Here is a 13,255-nt window from a genome sequence, read left to right on the forward strand (position 1 = left end):
GCGGCAGACCCTGCTTTTTGCAGGCACATAAGATGGAATAGGGCTGTCTCAAAAGGGCGTGAATCATACCCTTTGGGACGGCCTTTTTTATTCATAAGGTGAGAAGCATAAAAGTTTGGCATTTTCATTGTGTGACGGGAGGGGGGGCGGCACTGGCCGCAGAGATCATCTGCAGCCGCTTTTCTTGCTGCTATCCATTATGATAAAAATTTCTTTGCAATTTCTTTATAGAGATGAATACTATCTAAGTACTTATTGATTTCAACGTACTCATCAGGCTGGTGCGCGGTGGATGTTTCCCCTGGTCCTAATATGACGATGGGGAATTCTTTTTGTGCGTGTTTAAATTGCGAACCGTCTGTATAAGCTGTGATACCGCCTAGTTCTGCCGAGCCGTCTACTTTGACGACGTCTTGTACCAGTTTCACAAAAGAATCATCATTGGATGTTTTCACAGGGGACTGGTCGTTCAATATGCGGATGTCAGCTTTCAAATCTGGATATTTCTCTTTTGCGGCTTCTATTACTTGTTGCATTTGTTCGATGATTTGATTGTGATCTTGAGAAGGAACCGTCCGCATATCGATATTGGTAAAACATTGATCAGGGACGACATTTGTATTAGAGCCCCCTTTAATCACATCAATGCTGTAAGTTGCTCCGCCCAACAGCTCGTCTTCCTCGTATTGCCATTCCCAGTCTCCGCCTGCTATCCGATGAATGATTTCATTCATGTGAATAACGGCATTTATCCCTTTATCCGGCATCGAACCGTGAGCGGTTTTACCGTATGTGATGATTTGCGGCCATAGCGCACCTTTATGGGCGATGTTCACTTGATTTCGAGTCGGTTCTGCGATAATTAAGGCGTCTAAGGAATCAGCATATCCTTGTTCTGTTAGCTGTCTTGCGCCAACAGCTCCTGTTTCCTCGCCAACAGTTGCAAAAAGGGTGACTGTCCCTTTTATCGGCAAGCCTTCTTCTTTCAGCGACACCATAGCTGACGCACAGGCAGCCAGTCCGCTTTTCATGTCACAAGCACCGCGTCCATAAATCTTGCCATTCTCTTCTTCTGCTCCAAAAGGGTCATGTTCCCATTCATTTTCTCCAATCGGAACGACATCCATATGGCCCGTTAATCCGAGTACAGGCCCATCTTGTTCCCCTGTGACACGAGCAATCAAATTGGCCCGGTTGTCGTCGTATTCAATAAGTTCTGTCTCGATGCCATATTCATCGAAAAGAGATTTTAATTTTTTAGCGACAGCTGTTTCATTTCCCGGAGGGTTTACACTTTTTATCTGAATGATGTCTTTTAAAAAAGATACAGCCTGTTCTTGATCCATATTGTCACCTCTCGTTCTAATGTTAGTGTGCCCCCTGTATTCCATGTTAACCGGTGAATGAATTCCTATCCAAATAAGTGAATTGTTATAAAACATCATATCAACGTCAAAAGGTGAACAGGCGATTGTCAGAATGCTGTTTATTCTGTTATAGAGTGGAAGCCGTTACTAGTGAAGCACCGTAATGCTAAAGCTGCAAGTGGTTCTCTTTCATGCGTCTCCATAATGTTGTACGGCTGATGCCAAGAAGTTTAGCTGCTTGTTCTTTATTGCCATTTGCCTTATGTAACGCTTGTTTAATTTGTTCAGATTCAGACAAGCGTTGTTGTTCATATTCCTCAAAAGGTGATAATGCATGACTTGGAAAGAGAGAATGATACAGCGTTCGTTGAACCGTTTCGCTCGTTAACGTCTCACCTTTACAGAGCACTTCAAAACGTTTGGCGACATTCTCCAGCTCACGAATGTTCCCGGGCCAATGATATTGCAAAAGCAAATCAAGATCGAGAGAATGAAGGGCTTTGTTGTTCCTTATAAAAAATTGAAACAACTCGACAATGTCGTGTTCCCGCTCACGTAAAGGAGGGATATAGAGTGGAAGGACGCTGATTCGAAAATACAAATCCTCACGAAAACGGCCTTCCTTAATACAATCAAGCAGGTTTTTATTAGAAGCGGTAATAATTCGGACATCGACCGGAATAATTTGATTGCCGCCGACTCTCACAATTTCCTCTTCTTGTAACACACGCAGCAGTCTTGACTGCAGGTGCAGCGGCAGCTCGCTAATTTCATCCAAAAAAATCGTCCCTTGATGAGCAAGTTCAAAAAGACCGGTTTTCCCGCCTTTGCGAGCACCGGTAAAGGAACCTTCTTCATAACCAAATAGTTCGCTGTCGATTAAATTTTCTGGAAGAGCGGCACAGTTAACCGCAACAAATGGCTGATTTTTGCGGGGGCTTGCGTTATGAATGCTTTGAGCAAACAGTTCTTTCCCTGTACCGGATTCGCCGTGAATTAAAATAGATGAATCTTCGCTGCTGAATTTTCGTGCCTGCTGTTTAGTGTCTTGAACAGCGGCGCTGGAGCCAATGATGTCGTCAAAATGGTAATTGGCCGTCATCGGCCGTTTCGTTATATTTTTCCGTATTTTCTGCTCGGCTTTTTGAATGCTTGTCGCTGTATTGATAGATAACAAGTATCCCATCAGTTCCCCGTTTAAGTCGATAGGGGCCATATCGGCAATGAAACGGGTGGTGTGATGTTCGAAGATAATATGAAACTGGCCTGTGCCGCTTTCAGACGGCAGCTGTTTTTCTTGTAAAGATGGAACAAGATCATACAGGTGTTTTCCAACAACGTGCTGACTCTTTATACCAAGCAGCTGTTCTGTCATTTTATTAATAACCCGGACAGTTAAATCAGAATCGGTAGAAATAATGCCGCTTCGATTAATATCTAATATCGTTTTGAACAGTGTCATTTTTTCTAATTCGCTTCGGTAGGCTCTTAAAATGTTCATAGCGTCATTGAAAGCAGCTGATATCGCTCGTGGCGAATAATAAAATATGCTATCCAATCCGAAGTCCTTCGCATTCTCACAAACCCAGCTTCCTCCTGCAACAAACGTGACGCCTTCTTCCTTCAATTCTTTGAAAATCTGATAGGCTTCTTCTTTCGTGTTAAAAGCAATTTGCCGGATACGTACATGAAGCAAGTATGACATTTTATAGATTTCATTAATGTTGTCTCCGTAGTTCATAACAACAATATCTTTAGAACCTGTTCTCTCTGCTACTTTCAACAAATCATACGTTGTAACCCTGACCGGAATAATAAAGTTGGAAATGCGTTTTTTCAGGTAACGTGCGAGGTGAACGCCGCTGATAATTACGGCTCCTGGTTCAAAAAGAGACTGCAGTTTTTCGATAGAAGAGTCATTTTCTAAAAGTTCAAGCGGCAGTTCTTTAATTTGGTAGTCCAGCCAAGGTGGCAGCGTTTTTAGATTTTCTCGAGCTAAGTCCGAAAATTGCGGAAATCCAACGATATAAATTTTAGGATGCATAGTCCTGTCTCCTTCAACAAATGAAAGTTATTTCTATTATACAACTATACTGAATTTTTTGAAACGTATGAAACATGATACGTTTCACAAGAAACAGCAGATAAAACATAAAAAAATCGTGAATCTGCTGCAGTGGGGGGTTTTACAGGTTGGCATGGAATTTGCTTTTATTATAAGTAACCTTAAAAAAAGGAGGGAGAGATGATGCAGCCGTTAGAAGGCGTTAGAGTGTTAGACTTATCACACGTTTTAGCTGGCCCATACTGCACCATGGTACTTGGTGACATGGGGGCTGAAGTGATTAAAGTGGAGCAATATCCAGAAGGTGACCTCATTCGGCAAATGGCTCCATTTCAAAGCGGAATGAGTTACGGATTTTCTGTGATAAATCGCAACAAACAAGGAATCAGGCTGGATTTAACGACAGAAGAGGGGCAGGAAGTGTTTTACCGGCTCGCTAAAACAGCGGATGTGATTGTAGAAAATTACCGGCCCGGTGTTACCAAAAAGCTCGGAATTGACTATGAAACGATAAAAGAGAAAAATCCAGATATTATCTACTGTTCGATTTCAGGGTTTGGCCAAACAGGTCCGTACAAGCATAAAGCAGGGCTTGATATTATGGCACAGGGAATGTCAGGTATTATGAGTATGACAGGAGAGTCAAATGGCCGTCCTGTAAAAGTAGGAGTGCCTGTACATGATATTGGAGCTGGGATAACGGCGTTGTATCATATTTTATTTGCCTACATTTACAAACTAAAGCATCACGAAGGACAGTATATCGATGTTTCTTTAGTTGATTCAGCCCTGGCATGGACAGTGTGGGAGGCAGCCGCTTATTTTGGAAAAGGTGAAATTCCTGTTCCAAGTGGGTCAAGACATCGGCGGATTGCTCCATATCAAGCTTATAAAACGCAGTCAGGGTTTATTTTGTTAGGCATTGTGAATGAACGGATGTGGGAACGTTTTTGTCACCATGTTGTAGAAAGGCCGCAATGGCAAAACGATCCAAGGTTTGCTACAGGAAATGACCGTATTGAAAATGTGGAGGAACTAGAAAAAGAAATAGAAGCTGTTTTAACAACACAGCCTTCCGATGTGTGGCTGAAACGTTTAGAAAAACAAGGTGTTCCATGCGGACCGATTTTAAATTATGAAGAAACCTTGCACAATGAGCAGACACAGCACCGGGAAATGGTAATCGATTATGATCATCCTGAAGTGGGCTTGATGAAAACATTAGGGTTTCCCGCAAAGATGTCCAAATCCCCTGCTGAATTTCGCCTTCCAGCCCCTATGCTTGGCCAGCACACTGATCATATACTAGAAGAGCTGGATTATTCCAAAGCCGAGATAGAAAGGTTGAAACACAAAGCGATTGTATAAGCAGACAACAGGCTGCAGGGGGAGGAAGTAAATATGGAAAAGAACGATTTATTCGTAAAAAAAGAAGCAGGTGTTGCCACTCTTTTTATTAACCGGCCGGAGAAAAAGAATGCATTTCACTACGATATGTGGCGTGCTTTCCCCCGTCTTCTTCACGAGATAGAAAACGATACAGAGGTGCAGGCGCTCGTTATACGAGGAGTAGATGACTCGGTATTTATTGCTGGTGCTGACGTTGGGGAGTTTCAAACAGTACGGGCAACAGAAGAAGGGGAAGCTGAATATAATCGGGCAGTGGAAGAAGCCGAAGCTGCTCTTATGAAATTTTCAAAACCATCGATAGCAGCGATACAACGCCATTGTATCGGGGGAGGGTGTATTATCGCTTTAGCTGCGGATATGCGGTTCAGTGCTCACAATGGTTTGTTTGGCATTACACCAGCTAAACTGGGAATTATTTATATGTATTCGAGCACAAAGAATTTAGCTGATATCGTCGGACCATCACGAGCTAAAGATCTGCTGTTTTCCGGGCGTATTGTTGGGGCGCAGGAAGCGTATCAGATCGGATTAGTTGATCATCTTTATGCAGACGAGGAAATCATTGAAAAAACATACGAATACGCAAAAATGCTGACAAAACGTTCGCAGCGCACGGTAAAAGGAGCAAAACAAGCCATAGATGAATGGTCGCGCGGGTACCGGGAGCCTTCTGGTGCACTAAAACAAATGATAGACAGCTCTTACAGCTCGGAAGATTACAAAGAAGGAGTGCGGGCATTTTTAGAAAAACGTTCGCCAAATTTCACAGAAAATTGATATTTTTTAAACAAATATTGCAGGTTTATAGAAAATAATGCTGAATAATAAAAAATAAGACACGTTTATGATGAAAGGAGTCAAATGTATATGATTATTGATATACATGGTCATACGGTTGCGCCGCCTGAAGTGTATCAATTTCAAGGAAGGCTGTTAGGGAGCCGTGGAAATCCGTTTGATAAATTTCCAGAGTTAAACGATGAAGCGATAAATAATCAGCTGTTAAAACATATTGAGCTTTTAAATAAAGTCGGTACCGATATGCAGTTCATTTCACCTCGTCCGTATCTGGCGATGCACTCGATTAAGCCCGAACGAGTTTCGCATTTGTGGACCGAATTTGTTAATAACGTTATTGCACGCCAGGTCGAGCTGCAGCCGGGCTATTTTCGGGGAGTTGCAGGACTTCCACAACACCCTGGAGCGGACATACGAGACTGCATTCCGGAATTAAAACGATGTGTGGAAGAGTTAGGCTTTGTCGGCGTCCAGTTAAACCCTGACCCAATGGAAGGAGGAGCACCTGACCCGCCCGGGCTTGGGGATGAATATTGGTATCCGCTTTACGAAGAGATTGAGAAGCTGGATGTTCCTATTTTAATTCATTCCGCTTCGTGCTGTTCACCTAGAGAATCTTACACATTGCATTTTATTAATGAAGAAAGCATCGCTATTATGTCTCTTTTAGAATCTGATGTGTTCGAACATTTTCCAAACTTAAAGTTTGTTGTTTCCCACACAGGGGGAGCTATACCATTTCACATGGGACGCTTTCGAGCGTGGCGGCTGCGTTCGAATAAACCTGACTTTGATGAAAGTGTTAAACAGCTGTACTTTGATACAGTGAACTACTCCAAAGAAGCACTAGAACTCGCATTTAAAGTGATTGGCAGCGATAACTTGTTATTTGGCACCGAAAACCCAGGCACGGGTTCTGTGATGAATCCAGAAACGGGACATACGTTTGATGATTTAAAGCCGGTGATTGAAAGCATCGAGTTTTTAACTGAAGAAGATAAGATGAAAGTTTTTGAGGGAAATGCAAAAAAATTATATAACTTAAATATTTAAAAAATTTTAAATTATGGAACGGAGGCGGTTTTATGGCGAAAATTGTTTTAGGAATGGGGGCATCCCACAGTCCGCAGTTGAGCACGCCTGTTGATGTGTGGAAGCTGCATGCAGAACGAGATAAATACAATCCTGACATTGATTATGAACGTTTGGCGGCTAATGCTCCAGACTGGTTAGAGAGTCACTTAACACCAGAAGTATGGCAGAGAAAATATGATGACTGTGAAGCTTCGATAAAAAAGCTTAGTGATACATTGGAAGCAGTGTCTCCAGATGTACTTGTTGTCATGGGAGACGATCAAAAAGAATTATTTTTACGGGACAATATGCCGGCATTTTCCGTCTTCTGGGGAGATGAAATTTATGACCTGCCTCATGATAAAGAGGTTCTGCCAGAGTCGATTCGTCCAGCTTATTGGGCAAGGCATGGTGAGGAACCAGAAGCATATCCGACAGAAAGCGAGCTTGGCAAACATATTATCGAAACATTGATGGAAGAAAATTTTGATGTTTCTCAATTCAGTGAACAACCCGAGGGACGTTCAATTGGGCATGCTCATACTTTTGTACGCCGCAGGCTGCAAAAAGATAAACCTCCAACAAAAATGGTTCCGGTTATGATCAATACCTTCTTTGCTCCGAATGTTCCGAGTCCAAAGCGCTGTTATGATTTCGGAAAAGCGGTTCGAAAAGCAATTGAATCATGGGACAGTGATCAAACGGTAGCTGTTATTGCTTCCGGCGGGTTAACCCACTTTGAAATAGATGAAGAACTGGATCAGCGCATTTTACAAGGCATTAAAACAAAGGATGAAGAAGCACTGACCTCGATACCAAAAGAGAGATTTGTTTCTGGAACGTCTGAAATTTTAAATTGGATTGCTGCAGCAGGAGCACTCGAACATTTAGATATGGAATTGGTGGATTATATTCCTACATACCGTTCCATGGCAGGAACAGGATGTGGGATGGGATTTGTTTACTGGCAGTAACAACAAATGCAGATGATAAATGATAGTGATGAGGGAGGAGATTATTATGCTATCAAAAGAAAATAATGAATTATTAACACGGGTGACAGGAGACGCCCCAATGGCAATGTTCATGAAACAATTCTGGGTGCCGGCTGTACGTGCCGGACGCCTGGAAAGCGGGGGAGAGCCGGTACGCGTAACATTATTTGGAGAGAGTTATGTTGCGTTTCGAGCAGATAATGGACAAGTTGGCTTTTTTGATGAAGCATGTCCGCACCGGGGGACATCGCTTGCGCTAGGACGTAATGAAGATAATGCTTTAACATGTTTGTTTCACGGCTGGAAATTTGACGTGTCGGGGCAGTGCGTGGAAGCACCTACGGAACCAGCAGAGCGCATGGAGTCTTTTTGTAAAAAAGTACCGCTAAAACACTATAAAGTACGTGAAGCAGGAGGCATTGTCTGGGTATGGCTCGGTGAAGGAGAGCCGACACAATTTCCAGACTTTGAATTTAACAACCTGCCTGAGTCCAATTTGTTAATCCGGATTGCCGAAGTGGACTGCAACTGGCTGCAAATTTTAGAGGGAACATTGGATTCTGCGCATGTATCGGTGCTGCATAAATCATGGACAGAAAAGGTCGGTGCAACAGTATCGAAAACAAAATATGATTTATCGCCGAGGTATGAAATTGATCCGCAGCCATACGGGTATCGAGCTGGTGCTTTACGCAATATGCCAAATGGTGATAAATACGTAAGAATTTCTGAGTATGTCCAGCCGTGGTATTCATTCATACCAAAATCGCCAGAAGAAAATCATGTCGGCTCAATGGTTATTCCAATTGACGATTACCGTTCTGTGCAATGGTTCGTATTCTATAATTACAATCGTGAGTTGACATTTGAAGATGCAGCGATCATTGAAAGACAATTTGGCATTGATCCGAATAACCCTGTCGATAATTTTTATGAAGGAAGCTATGAAGAGAGATGGAAACAAGATCGCTCTAAAATGAAAGATCATTTTACGGGTCTGTACGGAGTCCTGGTAGAAGATTATGTTATTAACGAAGGCATGGGAAAAATTGTTGATCGTTCCAAAGAATATTTAGGCTCAAGCGATATGCTGATTACAAGAATTCGAAGACATCTGTTAAAGGGCTTAAAAGATATGCAGGAAGATAAAGTGCCAAAGGGGTTAGATGAAGAGGTTGATTATTTCAATATCCGGTCGACCAATGGTGTGCTGCCTCAGGAAGAAGATTGGCGCAATACACCAAAATAAAAACAAAGGGGGATATTTCAATGACAGCAAAGAAATCGGTTCAGCTTTCAGGTGTCACGCACGGAAAGGCTCCTATTCCGATGGGGGCTAGAATCGGTTCTTTCGTCTGTTCTTCTGCCATTATGGGAAAAGACGCAAGAACTGATGAGCTGCCAGAAGATGAACAGCAGCAGATAACGTGTTTATTTGAAAACATCAAGCAGTTTATGGAAGAAGCAGGAGGATCTCCTAAAGATATTATTAAACTATCGGTTTACTTAAAAGATGACAGCGTACGATCGTTGTTTAATGACGGCTGGCGGGAAATGTTTCCTGACCCTGATGATCGGCCGGCCCGGCATATCACGGTGAAAGATCTTCGCCGCGGAATGTGTGCACAAGTAGAAATTACAGCCGTGCTGTGAAAAGAAAGGAGCAACGTTATGCCAGAAGATATATTCGTAGAAAAACTCAGCCATCTGGATACATGCGCTGTATCCGATGCATTAGATTCGTTAGGAATACAAGGAGCAGCTCTTGGGATCAAGCAGGTGTCGGTGGCAAAGAAAATTACGGGCAGAGCGATTACCGTAAAACTTACGTCGAAAGACTCGGCTCCTCCTTCTTCCCGCCATTTAGGCACCGCTGCTGTGGAAGCTGCCTCCCATGGAGATGTTATTGTCGTTGAACATGGAAGAACAGATGTTGCTGGCTGGGGAGGGAATTTATCTGTAGCAGCTTCACAAAAAGGAATCAGCGGCATTATTATCGACGGAGCACTGCGGGATGTGGATGAGATGTGGTCTTTGCAGTTTCCGGCTTATGCAGCGAGTGCTGTTCCCGTTACAGCAAGGGGAAGAATTGCAGAAGAATCATGTAATGAACCAATTACGGTAGCAGGAATCGATGTGAAGCCAAACGACCTGGTTATCGCGGACAGAAGCGGGGTTGTATTTATTCCCGAAAAAATAGCAAAAGAAGTGATAGACAAGGCAGAAGAGATTATGAAAAAGGAAGAAAAAATGGCGCAAAGCATCAGGCAGGGAGTCCCTGTGAGTTCGGTGATGGGGAAAAACTATGAAACGATGCTGCAAGAGGAGTAAGCCGTTTTTCGAAGGGGAAAGCATACTTCCCCTTCGTTTTGAAAACGGTGTCATTACATAAGGGGGAGGCCGGCACATGAAAAAACATTGCTTAATTATTTATATGGCGGTTTTATTACTTATTATAAGCGGATGTTCAGAGCAGACATCAGGCCGCGAAGAAGAATATCCAGAAAAGGCAATTGAAATCATTTTACCTTTTCCAGCTGGCGGCAATTACGATGGGGCTGCACGTACATTAACCAAATATGCGGAGCAATACTTGCCAAACGAACAATCCTTTGCCCTCATTAATAAGACGGGGGGAGCGAATACGGCCGGGGTGACAGAAGTATTTCATGCAGATCCAGACGGTTACACGCTCGGTTTTGTACAAACGTCCGCGATTACAGCCGAACCCCACTACGGGCATGTGTCCTATAATCACGACAGCTTTCAGCCAATCATGAAAGTATTGCAGGTAGATGGCTATATGTTTGTTAACGATGATGCCCCGTGGGAATCTTTTGATGACTGGCTTGATTATGTAAAAAAGAATCCAGGTGACTTTAAAGTGTCTGCTGTGCCAGGAGCAGTGCCGTTACTTGAGACCATACAAGCAGAAGCCGGAATAGATTTTGACATCGTTCCGTTTGATGGTTTTGCAGAAGCAACAACAGCTCTATTGGGGGGGCACGTAGATGCAACAGTGGGGACTGTCCCTGGTATGAAGACACATCTTGACGATGGAAATGTCCGTCCGCTGTTCAGCTCTACTGGAAGAGATATAAAAGGAGATATTCCAACATTAAAAGAAAAAGGTGTAGAGATTGAAGATAATAAAATGGTTGGATTAATCGCACCAAAAGGACTGCCTGAAGAAAAAGCAGACATCTTAGATGAGGTTTTCAAAAAAGCACTTGATGATCCTGATTTACAGAAAGAATTTGAACAGCTGGGATATGAAGCTGTCTATGCAGACGCAAAGGAATTTCAAGAGCAAATTACCTCTACCTTTCAAACCGATGAAAAGATTTTAAAAACAGCAGGGTTGATTGAATAAATACGGCGGATGCACCACTTCTTATCTGCCAAATCAGGAAGGAGGCGCTGTATTGATGAGCCAAAAAAAAGCAACCTACGTTGTGCTGATAGTTCTCATATTGATAGGGGCTCGTTACTGGATGCAAGCAAACGATTTGTCCGGGGCAGCGAATCAAGACACGATTGGACCTGGTTATTTTCCCAATGTTTTATCAATAGCCCTGTTTGTGCTTTGTGGAATTAGTTTTTTGCAGACGTTATATTCTAAAGATGAAGAAAAAATTGAACTGCCTAGTAAAAAACTTCTCGCTGCTACGATTATGGTGACTGTTTTATTTGTTGCCAGCGTAAGTACCTTTGGATTTTTCTATCTGCAAACCTTTCTATTTTTACTCGTTTTATTTACAATTTACCGCTTTTCAACAGGCATGAATGTGCGGATTGTTGCTGCTAATGCGGCAATGGCATTCGGATTGTCTCTATTTTTCTATGTTGTGTTTGACCTTGTCATGACAGTAAGGTTCTAAAGGGAAAAAAGGAGGTTGGGGATGGAATTTTTGCACCTGGATATTATTGACATTGCGTTATTAATCTTTGTCATTCTTTGCGGTACATTTGTTGGAATGTTTGCAGGATCTTTACCTGGAATAGGCGCTATGGTGGCCATTGTTATTCTGCTTCCTCTGACCTATAATATGGAACCGTTATTTGCTATATTACTGCTGCTTGCCACCTATCAAGCAGCAGAATACGGAGGATCGATATCATCGATTACACTTGGTATTCCCGGCACACCTGCTGCTACAGCTACGTTAATGGATGGAACACCGCTTGCCCGCAGCAATTCCCCTGGAAAAGCATTAGCGTATTCTCTCACAGCATCTACCATGGGTGGTGTATTCGGCGCCGTAATCTTAACCACATTAGCAGCTCCAATGGCTTCGTTTGCTTTACAGCTTTCCGCACCTGAATTCGCACTGATCGGCCTTTTAGGTCTTGCAGGAGTGGGAGCGCTCAGCTCTCAAGATATAACGAAAAGTCTTATTTCTGTCGTGCTTGGCCTGATGGCAGCAACGATTGGAATGGATGATTTCACCGGGGCGCTGCGTTTTACAGAAGGGTTTAATGGACTGATTGATGGTTTAAATATTATTGCTGTCATTACAGGTGTGTTTGCGATTAGTGAAATATTGACCATGATCAATAAAAACTTAAATAAAAAGCGGAACGTCGATAGAGAAGGGAAAAAAGTAAGGTTATCTCTTCCGGAAATGACAAAAACCGCAAAGCCGATGGGGATTGGTTCGATAACTGGGACGATTATGGGCATCATTCCGGGAATTGGACCAGGGGCTTCTTCTTGGTTTGCTTATGCGATTGCCAAGAAATCTTCCAAACACAAAGAGCAATTTGGAAAAGGAAGTCCGGAAGGGATTGCGGCACCAGAAGCGGCCAACAATGCTTCTGTCGGCGGAGCGCTTCTGCCGTTATTAACATTAGGTATACCTGGGTCAGCTGCTACCGCTGTGATCTTAGGGGCTTTTGTGATTCATGGTATTCAGCCGGGTCCTGAAGTGATAACAAATGAACCAGCTTTGACATATGGCATTTTCGTCGGGTTCTTTTTAACAACTGTTGCGATGTTTATTACCGGAAAAATATTAACACCATGGTTTGCCAGAGTATTAACGATTCCCGCTTCTATTCTAGTACCTGTCATCTTGATGTTATCGATTATAGGGGTATATACCGCACAAAGCTCATATTTTGATGTATGGGTGGCGTTAATATTAGGGTTATGTGCTTTCTTTCTTATTAAGCTTCGCTTCTCCATTCCGTCATTTGTATTAGCATTTATTTTAGGACCAATTATTGAATCGAATGTTCGGCGATCGCTGATTATGTCTGACGGCAGTTATCTGATTTTTGTCACAAGACCCTATTCACTTGTCATATTATTGATGATAACTGCATTAATTTTGATTACCATCATAACTAAGCTTAATAGAAACAAACAGGAAACAACGTCCAATTCAAGTGGCATTTCGTCTTAAAAGAAAAATGATGGGGATACGTGGATGCCTGCTCATTTTTTCATGCATCCTGATGTGATGAAGGGAGATGGGAAAATGCTGTTTGTTTGTAAAAACCATGTAGTAAAAGGGTTACAAGCGACAATTATTCCTCACATT

The 13,255-nt window shown here is 42.7% G+C and carries 12 protein-coding genes; 10 read left to right on the top strand and 2 right to left on the bottom strand.

Translation table 11 applies throughout. The features are described 5' to 3' along the window. Nucleotides 1–197: 197 nt before the first annotated feature. The gene (locus BLT18_RS04440) at nt 198–1,346 is read right to left on the bottom strand and encodes an ArgE/DapE family deacylase (protein ID WP_091271611.1); all 1,149 of its coding nucleotides are present in this window, start codon (nt 1,344–1,346) and stop codon (nt 198–200) included. Nucleotides 1,347–1,533: 187 nt separating this feature from the next. Beyond that, nucleotides 1,534–3,411: a sigma 54-interacting transcriptional regulator gene (locus BLT18_RS04445; RefSeq protein WP_091271613.1), complete on the bottom strand. Its 1,878-nt coding sequence runs from the start codon at nt 3,409–3,411 to the stop codon at nt 1,534–1,536. A gap of 201 nt (nt 3,412–3,612) precedes the next feature. Here BLT18_RS04445 and BLT18_RS04450 point away from each other — a divergent pair, with 201 nt between their 5' ends. The 10 genes from BLT18_RS04450 to BLT18_RS04495 all read left to right on the top strand — a co-directional run bounded on the left by BLT18_RS04450 (nt 3,613) and on the right by BLT18_RS04495 (nt 13,117). Beyond that, nucleotides 3,613–4,800 (top strand): CaiB/BaiF CoA transferase family protein, encoded by a 1,188-nt coding sequence (locus BLT18_RS04450; protein WP_091271614.1) that lies wholly within the window; start codon nt 3,613–3,615, stop codon nt 4,798–4,800. A 33-nt stretch (nt 4,801–4,833) separates the two neighbouring features. Then, on the top strand, nt 4,834–5,619 hold the full coding sequence (locus BLT18_RS04455) for an enoyl-CoA hydratase-related protein (protein WP_091271616.1): 786 nt from the start codon (nt 4,834–4,836) through the stop codon (nt 5,617–5,619). 90 nt (nt 5,620–5,709) lie between these two features. Further along, nucleotides 5,710–6,693 (top strand): amidohydrolase family protein, encoded by a 984-nt coding sequence (locus BLT18_RS04460; RefSeq protein ID WP_091271617.1) that lies wholly within the window; start codon nt 5,710–5,712, stop codon nt 6,691–6,693. A gap of 32 nt (nt 6,694–6,725) precedes the next feature. Continuing rightward, nucleotides 6,726–7,688, top strand: a complete 963-nt coding sequence (locus tag BLT18_RS04465) for a DODA-type extradiol aromatic ring-opening family dioxygenase (RefSeq protein ID WP_091271619.1) — start codon at nt 6,726–6,728, stop codon at nt 7,686–7,688. A gap of 46 nt (nt 7,689–7,734) precedes the next feature. Then, entirely contained in the window at nt 7,735–8,958 is a 1,224-nt protein-coding gene (locus BLT18_RS04470) for a Rieske 2Fe-2S domain-containing protein (protein WP_175487374.1), read from the top strand. A 20-nt stretch (nt 8,959–8,978) separates the two neighbouring features. Continuing rightward, nucleotides 8,979–9,362 (top strand): RidA family protein, encoded by a 384-nt coding sequence (locus tag BLT18_RS04475; protein ID WP_091271622.1) that lies wholly within the window; start codon nt 8,979–8,981, stop codon nt 9,360–9,362. 18 nt (nt 9,363–9,380) lie between these two features. Continuing rightward, nucleotides 9,381–10,040, top strand: a complete 660-nt coding sequence (locus tag BLT18_RS04480; RefSeq protein ID WP_091271623.1) for an RraA family protein — start codon at nt 9,381–9,383, stop codon at nt 10,038–10,040. A 76-nt stretch (nt 10,041–10,116) separates the two neighbouring features. Continuing rightward, on the top strand, nt 10,117–11,082 hold the full coding sequence (locus BLT18_RS04485; RefSeq protein WP_091271624.1) for a Bug family tripartite tricarboxylate transporter substrate binding protein: 966 nt from the start codon (nt 10,117–10,119) through the stop codon (nt 11,080–11,082). A 55-nt stretch (nt 11,083–11,137) separates the two neighbouring features. Next, on the top strand, nt 11,138–11,590 hold the full coding sequence (locus BLT18_RS04490) for a tripartite tricarboxylate transporter TctB family protein (RefSeq protein ID WP_091271628.1): 453 nt from the start codon (nt 11,138–11,140) through the stop codon (nt 11,588–11,590). A gap of 21 nt (nt 11,591–11,611) precedes the next feature. Beyond that, the gene (locus BLT18_RS04495; protein WP_091271630.1) at nt 11,612–13,117 is read left to right on the top strand and encodes a tripartite tricarboxylate transporter permease; all 1,506 of its coding nucleotides are present in this window, start codon (nt 11,612–11,614) and stop codon (nt 13,115–13,117) included. Nucleotides 13,118–13,255: the final 138 nt, after the last annotated feature.

Origin of the sequence: Alteribacillus persepolensis (assembly GCF_900099605.1) — a bacterium.
Lineage (GTDB): Bacteria > Bacillota > Bacilli > Bacillales > Marinococcaceae > Alteribacillus > Alteribacillus persepolensis.

Coding starts and splice junctions, on each gene's coding strand:
- BLT18_RS04485 (WP_091271624.1), top strand. CDS start 10,117: ATGAAAAAACATTGCTTAATTATTTATATGGCGGTTTTATTACTTATT.
- BLT18_RS04475 (WP_091271622.1), top strand. CDS start 8,979: ATGACAGCAAAGAAATCGGTTCAGCTTTCAGGTGTCACGCACGGAAAG.
- BLT18_RS04440 (WP_091271611.1), bottom strand. CDS start 1,346: ATGGATCAAGAACAGGCTGTATCTTTTTTAAAAGACATCATTCAGATA.
- BLT18_RS04490 (WP_091271628.1), top strand. CDS start 11,138: ATGAGCCAAAAAAAAGCAACCTACGTTGTGCTGATAGTTCTCATATTG.
- BLT18_RS04470 (WP_175487374.1), top strand. CDS start 7,735: ATGCTATCAAAAGAAAATAATGAATTATTAACACGGGTGACAGGAGAC.
- BLT18_RS04445 (WP_091271613.1), bottom strand. CDS start 3,411: ATGCATCCTAAAATTTATATCGTTGGATTTCCGCAATTTTCGGACTTA.
- BLT18_RS04450 (WP_091271614.1), top strand. CDS start 3,613: ATGATGCAGCCGTTAGAAGGCGTTAGAGTGTTAGACTTATCACACGTT.
- BLT18_RS04460 (WP_091271617.1), top strand. CDS start 5,710: ATGATTATTGATATACATGGTCATACGGTTGCGCCGCCTGAAGTGTAT.
- BLT18_RS04480 (WP_091271623.1), top strand. CDS start 9,381: ATGCCAGAAGATATATTCGTAGAAAAACTCAGCCATCTGGATACATGC.
- BLT18_RS04455 (WP_091271616.1), top strand. CDS start 4,834: ATGGAAAAGAACGATTTATTCGTAAAAAAAGAAGCAGGTGTTGCCACT.
- BLT18_RS04465 (WP_091271619.1), top strand. CDS start 6,726: ATGGCGAAAATTGTTTTAGGAATGGGGGCATCCCACAGTCCGCAGTTG.
- BLT18_RS04495 (WP_091271630.1), top strand. CDS start 11,612: ATGGAATTTTTGCACCTGGATATTATTGACATTGCGTTATTAATCTTT.